Annotated in this window: 14 protein-coding genes and 1 riboswitch; of the genes, 9 read left to right on the plus strand and 5 right to left on the minus strand. The window is 68.9% G+C overall.

What is annotated here, in order from left to right:
* Positions 1-235 precede the first annotated feature (235 nt).
* Positions 236-997 carry an ABC transporter permease gene (locus A37U_RS0107945; RefSeq protein ID WP_020496094.1) on the minus strand — a complete coding sequence of 254 codons (762 nt, stop codon included), beginning with the start codon at positions 995-997 and terminating at the stop codon, positions 236-238.
* Positions 987-1,991 (minus strand): daunorubicin resistance protein DrrA family ABC transporter ATP-binding protein, encoded by a 1,005-nt coding sequence (locus A37U_RS0107950; RefSeq protein WP_020496095.1) that lies wholly within the window; start codon positions 1,989-1,991, stop codon positions 987-989. The genes A37U_RS0107945 and A37U_RS0107950 overlap by 11 nt, the downstream gene beginning before the upstream one ends.
* Before the next feature lie 184 nt (positions 1,992-2,175).
* On the opposite strand from A37U_RS0107950, the gene A37U_RS0107955 reads away from it, so the two are divergent.
* Entirely contained in the window at positions 2,176-2,805 is a 630-nt protein-coding gene (locus A37U_RS0107955) for a class I SAM-dependent methyltransferase (RefSeq protein WP_020496096.1), read from the plus strand.
* A gap of 55 nt (positions 2,806-2,860) precedes the next feature.
* On the plus strand, positions 2,861-4,654 hold the full coding sequence (metG, locus tag A37U_RS0107960; RefSeq protein ID WP_020496097.1) for a methionine--tRNA ligase: 1,794 nt from the start codon (positions 2,861-2,863) through the stop codon (positions 4,652-4,654).
* Here the strand turns inward: metG and A37U_RS0107965 are convergent.
* Positions 4,651-5,100: an Lrp/AsnC family transcriptional regulator gene (locus A37U_RS0107965; RefSeq protein WP_020496098.1), complete on the minus strand. Its 450-nt coding sequence runs from the start codon at positions 5,098-5,100 to the stop codon at positions 4,651-4,653. The genes metG and A37U_RS0107965 overlap by 4 nt on opposite strands.
* A gap of 120 nt (positions 5,101-5,220) precedes the next feature.
* Here A37U_RS0107965 and A37U_RS42775 point away from each other — a divergent pair, with 120 nt between their 5' ends.
* From A37U_RS42775 to A37U_RS54360, 3 genes are all read left to right on the plus strand, one after another.
* Positions 5,221-5,988: a hypothetical protein gene (locus A37U_RS42775; RefSeq protein ID WP_020496099.1), complete on the plus strand. Its 768-nt coding sequence runs from the start codon at positions 5,221-5,223 to the stop codon at positions 5,986-5,988.
* Positions 5,985-6,827, plus strand: a complete 843-nt coding sequence (locus A37U_RS0107975) for a TatD family hydrolase (protein ID WP_020496100.1) — start codon at positions 5,985-5,987, stop codon at positions 6,825-6,827. Before A37U_RS42775 ends, A37U_RS0107975 begins: the two co-directional genes overlap by 4 nt.
* Before the next feature lie 312 nt (positions 6,828-7,139).
* Positions 7,140-8,624 carry a resuscitation-promoting factor gene (locus tag A37U_RS54360; protein ID WP_020496101.1) on the plus strand — a complete coding sequence of 495 codons (1,485 nt, stop codon included), beginning with the start codon at positions 7,140-7,142 and terminating at the stop codon, positions 8,622-8,624.
* Positions 8,625-8,640: 16 nt separating this feature from the next.
* On the opposite strand, the gene A37U_RS0107985 is transcribed toward A37U_RS54360, so the two are convergent.
* Entirely contained in the window at positions 8,641-9,096 is a 456-nt protein-coding gene (locus A37U_RS0107985) for an SRPBCC family protein (RefSeq protein ID WP_020496102.1), read from the minus strand.
* A gap of 26 nt (positions 9,097-9,122) precedes the next feature.
* Here A37U_RS0107985 and A37U_RS42780 point away from each other — a divergent pair, with 26 nt between their 5' ends.
* From A37U_RS42780 to A37U_RS0108005, 4 genes are all read left to right on the plus strand, one after another.
* Positions 9,123-11,381, plus strand: coding sequence for a molybdopterin-dependent oxidoreductase (locus tag A37U_RS42780; RefSeq protein ID WP_020496103.1), 2,259 nt, complete (start codon positions 9,123-9,125; stop codon positions 11,379-11,381).
* Between the two features lie 36 nt (positions 11,382-11,417).
* Positions 11,418-12,284, plus strand: a complete 867-nt coding sequence (gene rsmA, locus A37U_RS0107995) for a 16S rRNA (adenine(1518)-N(6)/adenine(1519)-N(6))-dimethyltransferase RsmA (protein WP_020496104.1) — start codon at positions 11,418-11,420, stop codon at positions 12,282-12,284.
* A 68-nt stretch (positions 12,285-12,352) separates the two neighbouring features.
* A riboswitch (SAM riboswitch) is annotated at positions 12,353-12,442 on the plus strand.
* Between the two features lie 163 nt (positions 12,443-12,605).
* Positions 12,606-13,619, plus strand: a complete 1,014-nt coding sequence (locus tag A37U_RS0108000; RefSeq protein WP_020496105.1) for a methionine ABC transporter ATP-binding protein — start codon at positions 12,606-12,608, stop codon at positions 13,617-13,619.
* Positions 13,620-13,647: 28 nt separating this feature from the next.
* Complete coding sequence (locus A37U_RS0108005) at positions 13,648-14,607, plus strand: 4-(cytidine 5'-diphospho)-2-C-methyl-D-erythritol kinase (RefSeq protein WP_026196976.1); 960 nt, start codon at positions 13,648-13,650, stop codon at positions 14,605-14,607.
* 36 nt (positions 14,608-14,643) lie between these two features.
* Here the strand turns inward: A37U_RS0108005 and A37U_RS0108010 are convergent, their stop codons facing one another.
* Positions 14,644-15,978: a GGDEF domain-containing protein gene (locus A37U_RS0108010; RefSeq protein ID WP_020496107.1), complete on the minus strand. Its 1,335-nt coding sequence runs from the start codon at positions 15,976-15,978 to the stop codon at positions 14,644-14,646.
* Positions 15,979-16,013: the final 35 nt, after the last annotated feature.

Raw genomic sequence — 16,013 nt, forward strand, 5'->3', positions numbered from 1 at the left:
TCTCCGAGAATGAACGGAGATGACTATTGAACACCGGGAGGCATCGCGCAAGGGGTCGATCGGTGGTTTCATCCCGGCTCGGAAGGGTGGAATTAGTGCGGAATGTCCGCATTTCCCGGCGCGGCGAATTCCCACCCCGACCAAAAACCCGCGCATAACCCGTTTCTCAGCGGCGAAGCCGCATTTACCCGGCTGTACACCGGCACTGCCAAGCAAGTCCGCCCATGACCCCTAACTAGGCATTTTCTTTTTGGAAGGTGCGGGTTCCCCACCAGACCGCGAGCACGGTGAGTACCGCGAGCACGATGATTCCGGTGAACAGTCCGTCGGTCGCGGCGCGGAACGCGGCCCGCTCCGCCTCCATGACATAGGAGAACGGATTGATCCGCGAGATGATGTAGAGCCAGTTCGGGGCCAGCCCGGTGGTAATCGGAATCATCACACCGGAAAGCAGGAAAAGCGGCATCAGCACGGTCTGCAGCATGGCGGGGAAGGCCTGCTCGTTGCGGATCACCAAGGCCAGCGCGTACGAAGCCGAGGCGAGGGTGGCACCGAGGAACGCGGCGAGCACCAGGGTGAGCACGATCCCGCCGAACGGGGCGCGCAGCCCGAAAAACAGCACCGCGACCACGATGATCAGGGTGGCCTGCACGAGCAGCTGGGCGACGTTGTACCCGACCTTGCCGAGCAGCAGCCCCGCGCGGGAGGCGGGGGTGACCCGGAACCGTTCGAGCGTGCCGGTCCGAATGTCGGCCAGGATCCCGAATCCGGCGAAGGAGCTCGCGAAAAGGCCGAGTTGCACCACGAGCGCGGGAACCAGGATCTGCCAGGCGTTCCCCGGCGGGAATCCCGGGGTGCTGGCCACGATCCTCTCCATCAGCGGTCCGAAGAACAGCAGATACAGCAGCGGCTGCATCAGGGACACGCCGATCCAGGCGGGACTGCGCAGCCCCAGTCTGGCGTCCCGGTTGAACATGAGTGCGGCGTCACGCAACATCGGCGTGCTCCTTCGTGGTCTCGGTGTCCGGCGCTTCGGCCTCGCGCAGGCTGCGTCCGGTGAAGGTGAGGAAGACGTCGTCCAGGGTCGGCCGCTGCACGCTCATCGCGGTCATGGTGATGTGCTCGGCGTCGAGCGCGCGCAGCAGTTCGGGCATGGCGGTATCGCCGCGTGGCACCCGCAGGAACACCTCGCCGTCCGCGGTGGACAGCTCGCGGGCACCGTTGAGCCGCTCGGCAATCGTGGCCGCGCGGGCGGCGTGCTCGGTGTCCACGGTGAACCGCACCGCGTCACCGGCGACCCGGGACTTCAGTTCGTCCTGGGTGCCCTCGGCGACGATCGCGCCGTTGTCGATGACGATGATCCGGTCGGAGAGCGCGTCCGCTTCGTCCAGGTAGTGGGTCGTGAGGAACACCGTCGCGCCCTGCTCGTTGCGCAGCTTACGGATGTGGTCCCAGAGGTTCGCCCTGCTCTGCGGGTCGAGCCCGGTGCTCGGCTCGTCCAGGAAGACCAGCTTGGGCTCGTGGATGAGCCCCATGGCGATGTCCAGCCTGCGCCGCTGTCCACCGGAGAGGGTGCGGCAGCGCCGGTCGTCGAGGCCGCGGAGATCGAGCTGCTCGACCAGCTCGGCGGCGCGGGCCCGGGCCCTGGCCGCGGGCATCCGGTAGAACTGGCCCTGGAGCACGAGTTCCTCGCCGACCTTGGCCTCGGCGGTGGCGCCCCCGGACTGGGAGACATAGCCGATCCGCTTGCGCACCCCGAGCGGATCGGTGCGCAGATCGCATCCGGCGACGGTCGCCTCACCCGCGGTCGGGGTGAGCAGGGTGGTCAGCATGCGCAACGTGGTGGTCTTCCCCGCGCCGTTCGGGCCGAGAAAGCCGATCAGTTCGCCCTCGGCGACATCGATGTCCACCCCGCGCACCGCTTCGACGGTGGTGCGCCCGGAGCGGCTACGGCTGGTGAAAGTGCGGGCTAGGCCGCGTGTGGTGATCATTCGGTCCCCATCGGTAGTCGGCAGCTAACTCGGAAGGAGTAACTGCTGCTGCGAGTATCGCCACGTCGTCAAGTCGAATTACCAGCGCACAGCCTTTATTACGCTTGGTAGGGTGAGCTGGCTCTACCGGAATAGTGCCCCCCGCACTAATGACTGCCGCCGGGTTTGTGATGAAACTGGGTACATGACGATGCTCGACTTGCTTCAGCAACCCAAGGCCCGGCCGGGCTCGGCAGGCAAGGCATTTCTGGCTGCCGCACTGCGTAACCCGTCGGTGATCGGCGGGATCGGGCCCACGGGGAGCAGACTCGCGCGGCGCCTGGCCTCGGTGGTGCCCTCGGGCGGAGATCTGGCGGTCGTGGAACTCGGGCCGGGCACCGGTCCGGTGAGCAGGGCCGTGCGAGAGCGGCTGAACGGAAACGGGCAGCACATCGCCGTCGAGGTGGACGAGCGGATGGTGCGCTACCTGCAGTCGGTGCTTCCCGATCTGGATGTGGCGCACGCGGACGCCGCCCAGCTGCCCACCGTGCTCGCCGAGCGCGGACTGACCGGCGCGGACGCCGTGGTCAGCACGCTGCCCTGGTCGAACTTCGCCGAGCCGACGCAGCGCAGCCTGCTCGAAGTGGCCGCGAGCTGTCTCGCCGAAGACGGCGTGTTCACCACTATGGCCTGCTACAACACCCTCGCCCAGCCGAGCGCGCGGCGGTTCCGCAGGCTGCTCGACGAGACCTTCGAAGAGGTGATCACCACCCGGGTGATCTGGCGCAACTGGCCGCCCGCGCTGAGCTACGTCTGCCGCAGGCCGATCGAGTGACGGGGAGACCGAAACCGGTTCGCGCGCGCTCGGCGGGGGTTCGTAGGCTGTGCGTATGCAGAATCCCGTGTTGACCGCCGTGGCCTGGCCGTACGCCAACGGGCCGCGGCACATCGGCCATGTTTCCGGTTTCGGCGTCCCCTCCGACGTGTTCTCCCGGTACATGCGCATGGCCGGTCACCCGGTGCTGATGGTCTCCGGCACCGATGAGCACGGGACGCCGATGCAGGTGCAGGCGGAGGCGGAGGGCCTGAGCCCGCGCGAGACCGCGGACAAGTACGCCTGGAAGATCCACGAGGACCTGCGCGGCCTCGGCCTGTCCTACGACCTGTTCACCAGGACCACGACCGGGAACCACTACAAGGTCACCCAGGACATCTTCCTCGCGCTCTACCGCAACGGGTACATCGTGCCCAAGACGACGACCGGCGCGGTCAGCCCGTCCACCGGCCGCACCCTTCCGGACCGCTACATCGAGGGCACCTGCCCGATCTGCGGTTACGACGGGGCGCGCGGCGATCAGTGCGACAACTGCGGTAACCAGCTCGACCCCACCGACCTGATCAACCCGCGCTCCCGGGTCAACGGCGAGAAACCGGAGTTCGTCGAGACCGAGCACCTGTTCCTCGACCTCACCGCGTTCACCGAGACGCTCGGGAAATGGCTCGCCGGGAAGACCGAATGGCGGCCGAACGTGCTCAAGTTCGTGCGCAATCTGGTCGACGACATGCGCCCCCGCGCGATGACCCGCGATCTCGACTGGGGTGTGCCCATTCCGCTCGACGGCTGGCGCGATCAGCCGATGAAGCGACTCTACGTGTGGTTCGACGCGGTGATCGGATACTTCTCGGCGAGCGTGGAATGGGCGCGCCGCAACGGGGACCCGGACGCGTGGCAGCGGTTCTGGCTGAACGAGGACGCGCGCGGCTACTACTTCATGGGCAAGGACAACATCACCTTCCACGCCCAGATCTGGCCCGCGTTGCTGCTCGGGCACAACGGCGAGGGCGATCGTGGCGGGGTCACCGGGCCGTACGGGAAGCTGCGGCTGCCGGACGAGATCGTCTCCTCGGAATTCCTCACCATGAGCGGTTCCAAATTCTCCACCTCCCGCGGAACCGTGATCTACGTGAACGACTTCCTACGTGAATTCGGGCCGGACCTGCTGCGCTACTACATCGCGGTGGCCGGGCCGGAGAACCAGGACGCCGACTTCACCTGGGACGAATTCGTCCGGCGCAGCAATTTCGAGCTCGCCAACGAATGGGGCAACCTGGTCAACCGCGCGGTCTCGCTGTCCTACAAGAACGTGGGCTCGGTACCGGCCGCGCGTGCCCCGCAGCAGGCCGATGAGGAATTGAAATCCTTGTCCCGCGCGGCCTTCGACACCGTGGGCGAGCATCTGCGGCACTCCCGGTTCCGCGCGGCCTCCACCGAGGCCATGCGCGTGGTGACCGCGTGCAACCGCTACATCTCCGACATGGAGCCGTGGAAACTGGGCGACGATCCGGACCGGCGGGACACCGTGCTGAACACCGCGCTGCACGTGGTCTCCGATGCCAACACCATGCTCACCCCGTTCCTGCCGCACGCCGCGCAGAAAGTGCACGAACTGCTCGGCGGGACCGGGACTTGGGCCGCGCAGCCGCAACTGTCCGAAGTGGAGGATCTGGACGTCGCCGGTCAGATCAACCCGATCCTGCACGGGGACTACGGAAGCGAGAAGGCGCACTGGGCATCCAGCCCGCCCGAGCCGGGAACCCCGCTGAGCAAACCGAAGCCGCTGTTCCCGAAGCTGGACCCGAAACTGGGCGAGACCGGCCCGGACTTCGCACCCATCCCGGGCTAGGACTCCAGGACACGTGCCGCGGGCAGGGGGATCTCGCGGAGTAACAACCGGGATCGCACCTCGCGGACCCCGTGATCGCGTTTGAGTGTGGCGATCACCCGCTCGAACTCTGCGGTGCCCGTGCACGCGACCCGGATCTGGTAGTCGTACTCGCCCGTGGTGCGGAAGGCCTCGAAGATCTGCGGGATGCTCGCCACCGATTCGTGGAAGCGCTCGTTGTCGTAGCCCTCGCGCAGCCGCAGATCGCTGACGAGTACCAGTGGCCTGCCGAGCCGGGTGTGGTCGAGCTTCGCGTGATAGCCGGAGATGATCCCGGCGGCACGCAGCCTGCGCACCCGGTCGGCGACCGTGTTCGCCGACATCCGCACCGACTTGGCCAGCTCCTGATAGGTCAGCCGGGCGTCCTCGAGCAGCAGGGCGATCAGCTTGCGGTCGGTTGAATCCATCCTGACCTCGCGAACAATTCGGTGATCTTCCCAGTTCAATGATGATATCTCGGTCGAATCCCGATTTGAGCCGGTGATCGCTAGCCAAATTCGGCCGGTTCCCCGGCAACATCGAAGCACGTGGACATCGTGCTCAAGGCCCTGCTCACCCCGGCCCTCGTGTTGCTCGTCTCGTTCGTCCAGCGCCGCTGGGGCCACCTGCTCGGCGGCCGCCTCGCCGCGCTGCCGCTGACCACCGGACCGTTCCTGCTCATCCTCGCCGCGACCCAGGGCCCCGGACAGGCCTGCTCGGCGGCCCGCGGGGTATTGCTCGGGATGCCCGCGGCGCTGGTCTTCTATCCCGTCTACCTCCGGTGCGCCGCGCGGTTCGGCTGGCCGGTCTCCCTGGCCGCGGCCACCCTCGCCTGCGCGGCCGGAGCCGCCGTGCTCACCCTGCTCGCTCCCGGTCCGCTGGTCGCGCTGCTGCTCGCGGTGCTCGTGTTCCTCGGCGTGCTCCTGTTCGTGCGGGCGCGGCGGGCACCGTCCGTCGTGCCGCGCATGCCCGCCTGGGAACTGCCCGCCCGCGCGGTGATCAGTACCGTCGTGGTGCTCGGGCTGGGCCTGGCCGCCGTCCTGCTCGGTGCGCGGGCCGCCGGAGTGCTCGCCGCCTTCCCGGCGCTGGCCTCCGTGCTGCTCGTGTTCACCCACCGCGCCGACGGGCTCCGCGGACCGGTCGAGCTCGTGCACGGACTACTCGGCGGCATCCCGTGGACGCTGGCCTTCCTGGTCTGCCTGCTCCTGCTGCTGCCGGTGCTCCCCGTCTGGCTCGCGGCCGTGCTCGCCTGCGCCACCGTGCTGTTCGGGGGCGGCGCCGGGATACTGCGGTCGCGCAGGATACTGATTTCGTGAGTAAGGAGAAAAGCCGCGAAGCACCACCGGTTCCGGAGCCGCTCGCCGAGCCGATCATCGATGCGCACACCCATCTGGACGCGTGCGCGGCCGAGATGACCGAGGTACTGGACCGGGCGAACACCGCCGGGATAGCGCGCGTGGTGACGGTCGCCGATGATCTGGATTCGGCGCGCTGGGTGACCAGGGCGGCGGAGGCCGATGAGCGGGTCTACGCGGCCGTGGCCCTGCATCCGACCCGTACCGCGGTGTTCGGTGACCGGGAGCGGGCGGTACTGGAGGAGCTCGCGGGGTATCCGCGAGTGGTGGCGATCGGGGAGACCGGGCTGGACTATTACTGGCCCTCGGTCGGCGGGCTCGACCATCCGATTGCCGATGCGGACGCGCAGCGCGAAGCCTTCGAATGGCATATAGACCTCGCGAAGCGGACCGGTAAGCCGCTGATGATCCACGATCGGGACGCGCACGAGGATGTATTGGAAATCCTGGCGAATCGGACGCCCCCCGATACGGTGATTCTGCATTGCTTTTCCGGGGACGCGGATATTGCCCGGCGCGCAACCGATGCCGGATATTTCCTTTCTTTCTCCGGAACAGTGACCTTCCGTAATGCGACCGCATTGCACGAGGCGGCCCGGATCGCGCCGGAGCACCTTTTACTCGTCGAGACCGACGCACCGTTCCTGACCCCGCATCCTTACCGTGGAAGGCCGAACGAGCCGTACTGCGCGGCGTACACGCTGCGCGGGCTCGCCGCGCTGCGGGGCGCCGGGGAGGCGGAACTCGCGATCACGGTGCGTGGCAATGCCGAACACGCCTACGGACTTCCGCCGTTGTGACGGGCGACACGTTATGCCAACCGGGTGTTTGCATTGCCGCTGTGGACCCGTTACGGTCCCGTGACCGAGGCAGAGACCGGCAGTACCCCGAATTTTGCTGCTGATCGATGTCTCACCCGCAGTCACGTCGGCGTACGTCGGGGAAATGCTCACACCGCTAGTTCATTTGGGTGTTGGGGACGACGCTGGCTCGGGACCACAACGAACGAGTATTCGCGTAGGTCGCATGCAGCGCATGAGTAGGCAGCACTGTTGCCATACCTCATGTCTGTCGGCGATGCCGCGTGAAAGCCTTTCGGAGGTAAGGATCCGGTGACCGCGAGCCGCAGGCGCAGCACGCTCCTGCTCGACAGCAACCCGAAGCTTCCCGCTCCCCGTGAAACAGAGATCTCCGGCGAATGGACCACCGTCTGGCGCGGTGACCTGCAGGCCACCCCGGCCGGTTCCGGTTCCCCGTTCTCGGTGACCACCGAGGACGTCATGGAGGTCCTCGGAGAGGACGCCAACGATCTCCTCGCGGCGTCCGATCTGGACATGGACGAGCTCGTCGGCCTGCTCAACGCCGAGACGATGCTCCTGCCACGTATCGACGAGCAGACCGAGGCCGAGATCGAAGCCGCCCTCGCCGGAGTGTCCACCGCGGACCCCGAGGCCGAGGAAGGCGAGCGCAAGGCCGAACCGCGCGCGGCCCTTTCCCCGTGGCGCAAGCGGTTCCTGCGCGCCACGATCGGCGCCGTGCTGCTCTCCGCGGCCGGTGGTGGTGCCGCGGCGGCCACGATGAACAAGACCGTCAACCTGAACGTGGACGGCAAGACGAAGACCGTGCACACCTTCGCGGACAACGTGGAAGGCGTGCTGGAGAGCGAAGGGCTCAAGGCGGGTTCGCACGACACGCTTTCCCCCTCACCGAACGCCTCGGTCTCCGACGGTGGCACGGTCACCCTCGACCGCGGCCGCCAGCTCAGCGTCACCGTGGACGGTGTGCAGCAGCAGCATTGGGTGCACGCGGAGAACGTCGGCCAGGCGCTGCAGGATCTGCAGATCAACACCAGCAACGCGTGGATCTCGACCCGTCCGGACAGTCAGATCCCGCTCGGTGGGCAGAACATCGAGGTCAAGACCCTCAAGGCGATCCAGATCCTGGACGGCGCGAACAAGCCGCGGATGGTGGACACCCACGCGGTGACCGTCGGCGAGCTGCTCAAGTCGCTGAACCTGCCGCTCGGCCCGAAGGACACCGTCAGCCCCGGCGCCGACGTGAAGCTGGCCAACGGCGCGCAGGTGATGATCTCCCGCTCGGGTGTCAAGGTCATCAACCAGAACGAGGACATCGACCCGCCGGTGCAGAAGGTCGACGACGACTCGATGTACGAGGGCGAGCAGAAGGTCACCGATCCCGGGACTCCCGGCAAGCAGATCGTCACCTACCGGATCACCGATGTGAACGGCAAGGAGACCAAGCGGGAACAGCTTGGCGTCAAGAAGGTCAGTGATGCCAAGCCGAAGGTCATCCACGTCGGCTCCAAGAAGAAGCCCGAGCCCTCGGTCAGCAACGGCGCGCTGTGGGATCAGATCGCGCAGTGCGAGTCCAGCGGCAACTGGTCGGCGGATACCGGCAACGGCTACTACGGCGGTCTGCAGTTCAACACCCCGACCTGGCAGTCCAATGGCGGCGGCAAGTACGCCCCGCGCGCGGACCAGGCCAGCAAGGCGCAGCAGATCGACATTGCCAACAAGGTCAAGGCCGCCCGCGGCCTGCAGCCCTGGGAGTGCGCGGGCAAGCTCGGCATGGACTGAGCCCGGCAGTCGAAGATCAGCCCTCCAGCCGCTGCTTCGCCAGCGCCACCTCCTCGTGTACTTCGGCGGTGAGGCGCTCGCGGAGCAGCGGTTCGGCTATCCGGCGCAGTGGCGGCCAGAAGGTGAAGTTCAGGGTGCGCACCAGCCGGGTGCGCCCGGCCTCGGTCGCGGTGACCTCGAAGCTCGCGGTGAACTCGGCGAGCATCCGGGTCAGCCGGTTGCGTGGCGGCCCGGCGAGGCCGATGTCCACCCGCTGCCCGGGAGTCAGCCGCATCCACTGCACCACCTTGGGTGTCGGGATCCCCGCGAGGTGACCACGGCAGCCGAATTCGGTGTAGTCGCCCGCGCGGCGCACCCAGTGCACCGGCCGGATCTTCCGGTCGATCTCCGCGTAGCGTTCGATGTCCGTCACGAACGTGAGCAGTTCGTCCGGAGCGCAGTCGATCGTCTCGGTGACCTGTACCGTCAACATGGCGAGATGGTACGGCGTTCGCGGAGGTGACGGTGACCATACAGCTGGCGCACTGGGGTGCGTTCGAAGCCGAGAGCGATGGCAAACGGCTGACCGCGGTGCGGCCGTGGCGCGGTGATCCCGCCCCGAACCCGATCCTCGGCAATATCGCCTCGGCGCAGCACCATCCGGCACGCATCGACCGGCCGCACATCCGCAAGGGCTGGCTCGACGGTGGTCCAGGGCCCGCCGAACGCGGTGGCGAGGAGTTCGTCCCGGTCTCCTGGCGGACGGCACTGGACCTGCTCGCCGGGGAACTGCGCCGCGTCTACTCCGAACACGGCCCGGGCGCGGTGTACGGCGGTTCGTACGGCTGGAGCAGCGCGGGCCGGTTCCACCATGCACAGTCCCAGGTGCACCGGTTCCTGAACACGCTCGGCGGTTACGTCCGTTCGGAGCAGAACTACAGCTTCGGGGCCTCCGGGGTGCTCGTGCCGCGGGTGCTCGGCAGCATCGGCAATCTGCTCTCCGGCACCTCGGCCTCGGTGCTCGCCAGGCACACCGAACTGTTCGTCGCGTTCGGCGGGCTCTCGCCGAAGAACTCGGCCGTGGCCCCGGGCGGGATCGGGCGCCACGAGCTCGGTTCCTGGCTCTCGGCCGCGCATGATCGCGGCTGCCGCTTCGTGTCCGTCAGCCCGCTGCGCGACGACACTTTCGGCACGCTCGGCGCGGAATGGCTGGCGCCGAAACCGGGCAGCGACACCGCGCTGATGCTCGGTATCGCCCACGTGCTCGAGGCCGAAGACCTGTGCGACCGGGAGTTCCTGGCGCGCTGCACGGTCGGCTACGAACGGTTCGCCCCCTACCTGGCGGACAAGACCCCGGAATGGGCGGAACGCATCACGGGGATACCGGCCGAGCGGATCCGGTCACTGGCGCGGGAGATGGCCGCCTCGCGCACCCTGATCAACGTGAGCTGGTCGCTGCAGCGCCAGCAGTACGGCGAACAGCCGGTGTGGATGGGTATCGTGCTCGCCGCGATGCTTGGCCAGTTCGGTCTCCCCGGCGGTGGATTCGGGCACGGGTACGGATCCTCCGGGGATGTCGGCAAACCGCCGACGGTGGCCTCGGCTCCGCGGCTGGGCCAGGGACAGAATCCGGTCGAGGACTCGATTCCGGTCGCGCGTATCGCGGACATGCTGTTGCATCCCGGACAGCGTTACGAGTTCGATGGGCAACACCGCGAGTACCCCGACATCCGGCTCGTCTACTGGGCGGGCGGCAACCCGTTTCACCACCACCAGGACCTGGCGCGGTTGCGGCGGGCCTTCGCCCGGCCGGACACGGTCGTGGTGCACGATCCGTTCTGGACCGCGAGCGCCCGGCACGCCGACATCGTGCTGCCGACCACCATGGCGATCGAGCGGGACGACTACGGATCAGGGGGCAACGATCCGACACTGTTCCCGATGCCCGCCCTCACCGAACCGGCGGGACAAGCCAAGGACGACTACACGGTGTTCGCCGAGCTCGCCGGAAGGCTCGGGGTGGCCGAGCGGTTCACCGAGGGGCGCACCGCGGGCGAGTGGCTGCGGCATCTCTACCAGGACTGGCGGGATCGGCTGGCCACCCTGGGGCACGAGCTCCCCGGTTTCGACGAGTTCTGGTCCGGTGATCCGATCGAGGTGCCGCTCTACGAACCGGAGCGGGTGTTGCTGGCCGATTTCCGGGCCGATCCGCGGCGAAACCCCTTGCGCACCCCGAGCGGGCGGATCGAGATCTACTCGGAGACCATCGCGGGATTCGGGTACCCGGACTGCCAGGGCCATCCGATGTGGTTCGAACCCGAGGAGTGGCACAGCGGCTATCCGCTGCACCTGATCGCCAATCAGCCGCGCACCCGCTTGCACAGCCAGCTCGATGTCGGCGAGCACAGCCGCTCGGCCAAGGTCGCCGACCGTGAACCGGTCCGCATGCATCCCGCCGATGCCGAGGCACGGCGGCTGCGCGAGGGTGCGCCGGTTCTGCTGCACAATGCGCGCGGGCGCTGCCTTGCCGGGCTGGTGCTCAGCGAGGATGTGGCCCCGGGTGTGGTGCAGCTGTCCACCGGTGCCTGGTACGACCCCGATCCGGAGGATCCCGCCTTCTGCGGGCACGGCAACCCCAATGTGCTCACCGCGGACCGGCCGAGTTCCACCCTCGCCCAGGCGTGCACCGGGCAGCACGCGATGGTCGAGATCAGCTGCTACGACGGCGAGCCACCGCCACTGCGCGCGCACTCCGCTCCGGAACGGCCGGGCGGCTGAGGGAAGGGTCGGCTGAGCACGCCGTACCATTGCCGGGTGCCCGAACTGTTAGGTCCAGCCGAGATCCGCGCGCTCGCCGAGGAACTCGGGGTGCGGCCGACCAAACGCCTCGGGCAGAACTTCGTGCACGACCCGAACACCGTGCGCCGCATCGTGGCCGGTGCGGAGCTCGAACCCGGGGACGTGGTGCTCGAGGTCGGCCCCGGTCTGGGCTCGCTCACCCTGGCGCTGTTGCCCGCCGCGGCGGAAGTGATCGCGGTCGAGGTGGACGAGACGCTGGCGAACCGGCTGCCTGCCACGATCGCGGAGCACGCACCCGAACACGCCGGGCGGGCGCAGGTGCTGCATCGCGATGCGCTGCGGCTGACCGCGGCCGAGCTGCCCGCCGCGCCGACCGCGCTGGTGGCGAACCTGCCCTACAACATCGCGGTCCCGGTGGTGCTGCACCTGCTCGCCGAACTGCCGAGCGTGCGCACCGCGCTGGTGATGGTGCAGGCCGAGGTCGCCGACCGGATGGTGGCCGGGCCCGGCTCGCGCGAGTACGGGGTGCCCAGCGTCAAGATCGCCTGGCACGCGCGGGCTGTTCCGGCCGGATCGGTGCCGCGCTCGGTGTTCTGGCCGGTGCCAAACGTGGACTCCAAACTCGTGCGGCTGCGCCGCACCGATCCGCCCGCGGAGCTGCCGCGTGAGCCGGTGTTCGCCGCCGTGGACGCCGCGTTCGCGCAGCGCCGCAAGACCCTGCGTGCCGCGCTCGCCGGCTGGGCGGGTTCCGCGGCCGAGGCCGAACGGCTGCTGCGCGCCGCGGGAATCGAGCCCTCGACCCGCGGGGAGGCGCTCACTGTCGCGCAATTCGCCGAATTGGTCTCGCAACAGCGCGCGGACGCCGGTTATTCCCAACTGTGATGTGTCGGACTCGGAACGGTCGGGGGCTTGTGCTCGGCCACCGTTTCGGTGTTCACTTTTAGACGGTTATTCCATCCCGAGCGGCCGAGAGACCTGGCTCGTCGACGCCGCAGCAACCACCGGTCACCGGCAGGTGCTTCCGCCAGGACCGATGGAGGGACATGATGCACCTTCGAGAACAGGCCCCGGACTGGCGGTTCACCGAGCGCCGGGTAGTCGATCAGTGCCGCCGGACGGCCAGCGGCTGTCGCCACGCGTGAGTTTCCCAGCCTGAAACTTTCCCTCTCGGCGCTTCTGCGCGCCATGACGTGGAGCTCACCCGTGATCACAGTAGAACATCTGACCAAATCTTTCAGTACCAACGGTAATCGCGTGCTCGCCCTCGATGACGTGAACCTGGACGTGCAGCCGGGCTCGGTCTACGGCGTGCTCGGGACCTCCGGTTCCGGCAAGTCCACCCTGGCCAAGGTCGTCGCCGGTGCGGAGCGCCCGGACCGCGGGGCCGTGCGCATCGACGGCACCGATCTGCGCACCCTCGGCGGGCGGGAGCTGCGCAACGCCCGCCGCCAGGTCGGCGTGGTGCCCGGCAAGGATTCCCTGCTGCGCCAGCGCACCGTCGCGGGCAACATCGCCCTCCCGCTCGAGCAGGCGGGCGTGGACGGCCCGAACCGCAAGCGCAAGGTCGGCGAGCTGCTCGACCTGATCGGCCTCTCCGAGCGCGCCGCGCACGGCGTCGACCAGCTCACCGATGGGCAGCGCAACCGGGTGGCGATCGCGCGGGCCCTCGCCACATCGCCTGGCGTGCTCATCGCGGACGAGCCGACCGCGGACACCGACGCCCAGGGCACCGCGGGCGTGCTCACCGTGCTCGATCGGGCCCGCGCCGAGTACGGCACCTCCGTGCTGCTGCTCACCGACAATCCCGGCCCGGTGCGCCGGGTCGCCGACGACCTCGCCGTGCTGCGCTCCGGTCGGCTCGTCGCGCAGGGCAGCCTGCTCGCGGTGGCCGCCGATCCGACGGGCGAGCTCGCCGAGGCCGTACTGCCGGAGATCACCAAGCCGCGCGGGATCGCCCGACGCCACGATGTGCTCGCCGAGGTGGTGCTCGTCGGGTTTGCCACGGTCGGTGCGCTGCTCCCGGAGGCGGCCAGCAGGTTCGGGGTCACCCTGGCCACGGTCGGCGGCGGACTGACTCGCTTCGGGGACACGCCGATCGCGCGGTTCCTGCTCGGGGTCGACGGGGAGAACGCCGGGCACGCGCTGAACTGGATCGCCGAGCACGGTGGTGTGGTGCGCGGTGACATCGCGGGCGGTCCGGCCGCGCTCGCCGCTTAGCCGCAGCGCGACCGGTAGGGTGGGATACGTGCTTTCCGTTGTCCCACCGCCGGTGACCGTGCGCGTTCCCGCGAAGGTGAACCTGCATCTCGCGGTCGCCGACCCTGGTTCGGATGGTTACCACGACCTGTGCACCGTGTTCCAGGCGCTCTCGCTGACCGATGAGGTCACCGTCGCGATCGGGGACGAGGCCGGGGTCGAGGTGCGTGGCAAGGCCGCGGCCGAGGTTCCCGCGGACGGCTCCAATCTCGCCTGGCGGGCGGCATGCGCGCTCGCCGAGTACGCGGGCAAGGACACCGAGCGGATCCGGGTGCTCATCGACAAGGGAATCCCGGTCGCCGGTGGAATGGCCGGGGGGAGCGCGGACGCCGCGGCCACCCTGCTCGGACTCGCGGCCATGTGGCGGCTCGAGATCGGGCGCGATGAGCTGGCCGGGATCGCCGCCGGACTGGGTGCGGATGTGCCGTTCATGCTGCACGGCGGGACCGCGCTCGGTACCGGGCGCGGGGACCAGCTGGTGCCGGTGCTTTCCAGGCACACCTTCCATTGGGTGATCGCGGTGGCCGCCGAAGGGCTCGGCACCCCGCAGGTGTACGGCGAGCTCGACCGCCTGCGTGCCGCGGGGAAGCTCAACCGGCTCGGCGATGTGGAACCCATGCTCGAAGCGCTCGCCAGCGGGGATCCACGCCAGCTCGCCCTGCTGCTGGGCAACGACCTGCAGGCGGCGGCCGTCTCGATGCGGCCCGGTCTGCGCCGGACCCTGCGCGCCGGGGTGGACGCGGGGGCGCTGGCCGGGATCGTCTCCGGATCCGGCCCCTCCTGCGCGTTTCTCTGCTCGGGCGAGCAGGCGGCCGGTCAGGTCGCCACCGAGCTGGCCGCGACCGGGACCTGCGCGGGTGTCCGGGTGGCCTCCGGCCCGGTTCCGGGTGCGCGGCTGGTCGGCGGGGACGAGACACCGCGGCCGACCCCGCCCGAGGTGCACGCCTGAGCTCTCCGAAAGCCGAGATTTCCCAGGGCGGATTTCTCAGAGCGCGGAGATGCTGCCCTCACCGTGTTCGAAGCCGACCACGCGATTGCGCCCCTGGCATTTCGCCGTGTAGACGTGCTGGTCGGCGACGCGCAGGCAGTCGCGTACCTTCTGGCCGTGCAGCGGGTACATCGCGACCCCGACCGAGGCCGTCAGTGAGTCGATCGTGACCGGTTCCCCCGCGGTGTTCTCGCTGGCCACCGCCAGTTCGGTGACCCGGACCCGGATGCGTTCGGCCGTCGCCATGGCCTCCCGCAGATCGGCGGCGGGCAGCAGCACCGCGAACTCCTCCCCGCCGAACCGGCCGGCCAGATCGAAGGTCCGGACCTCGGTGCGCAACATCGTGCCGATCGCGCCGAGCACATCGTCGCCCGCGTAGTGCCCGTAGTCGTCGTTGACCCGTTTGAAGAAGTCCAGGTCGATCATCAGCAGGCCGACCTGCAGCTGATTGCGCCTGGCGAGGGCGAAGGTCCGTTCCGCGGCCATGTTCCAGGCGGCCGCGTTCGCCAGCCCGGTCTTCCCGTCGGTGGAGGCCGCCTTCTCCAGCTGCTTGGTCAGCACCGTGCGGTGCAGTGTGGCGGTCGGCACCAGCACGATCACCGCGGCGAACGGGAACAGCGCGAGCACGAAGGCGGCGAGCACGCTCAGGCACAGGGTCGTCGCCTCGAGCAGGTTGTCGTCCGCGGAACCGAACAGCGCGGTGAACCCGCGCCCCTCGCGGTCCCGCAGCTTGATCGAGATCGCCATCGCGACCGCGTCGATCAGCTCGAACACCGCGGCGGCGACCAGGATCGCGCTGCCCAGCCGTTCGGCGGAGACCTCGCCGATCGGCTGCGCGGCGAGCAGGTACTCGCTGACCAGGTGCGCTGCCGAGCAGGCGAGCAGCCCGAGGCAGGCGCCGGAGACGATGCGGGCCAGCGGCGCGGTCTTCGCGGGCCGCCAGCTGCGGAACCACAGGTGCAGATAGAGGACACCGAAGATGACCGTGATCAGGTAGACCGGCAGCAACAGGGCGGCGGGCACGACCCAGACGGCGAGGAAGTCGATGTGGGTCTGCCCGCTGAGGCTGCGCCGGGAGCGCTCGACCCCACGGGACAGTTCGGCCTGTGCGATGCCGAGCACGAGGATGATCCCGAAGACCGCCCAGTTCGTGCTGTGCGGATCGGCCTGCAGCGCGCTGAGCACGGTCACGACGAGGACCCCGGCTATCGCGGCCGCCGTGTACCACCGCCAGGCGAGCGGCCACTGCCAGCAGGTCCACCGGCGGGGATCGAAACCGATCCGGGTGGATCCGGGTTCTTCGGGCTCGGCCTGCGAGGTAGGAGTGGTCATACTCGCAACCTTGGGCATTGGCATGGCCAATCGGG

Source organism: Sciscionella marina DSM 45152 (assembly GCF_000379465.1).
Classification (GTDB): Bacteria; Actinomycetota; Actinomycetes; order Mycobacteriales; family Pseudonocardiaceae; genus Sciscionella; species Sciscionella marina.

Excerpts from the sequence above, each read along its gene's own strand:
- A37U_RS0107955 (WP_020496096.1), top strand. The coding sequence starts at position 2,176 with ATGACGATGCTCGACTTGCTTCAGCAACCCAAGGCCCGGCCGGGCTCG.
- A37U_RS0107950 (WP_020496095.1), bottom strand. The coding sequence starts at position 1,991 with ATGATCACCACACGCGGCCTAGCCCGCACTTTCACCAGCCGTAGCCGC.
- metG (WP_020496097.1), top strand. The coding sequence starts at position 2,861 with ATGCAGAATCCCGTGTTGACCGCCGTGGCCTGGCCGTACGCCAACGGG.
- A37U_RS0107945 (WP_020496094.1), bottom strand. The coding sequence starts at position 997 with ATGTTGCGTGACGCCGCACTCATGTTCAACCGGGACGCCAGACTGGGG.
- A37U_RS0108010 (WP_020496107.1), bottom strand. The coding sequence starts at position 15,978 with ATGACCACTCCTACCTCGCAGGCCGAGCCCGAAGAACCCGGATCCACC.
- A37U_RS0107985 (WP_020496102.1), bottom strand. The coding sequence starts at position 9,096 with ATGTTGACGGTACAGGTCACCGAGACGATCGACTGCGCTCCGGACGAA.
- A37U_RS0107965 (WP_020496098.1), bottom strand. The coding sequence starts at position 5,100 with ATGGATTCAACCGACCGCAAGCTGATCGCCCTGCTGCTCGAGGACGCC.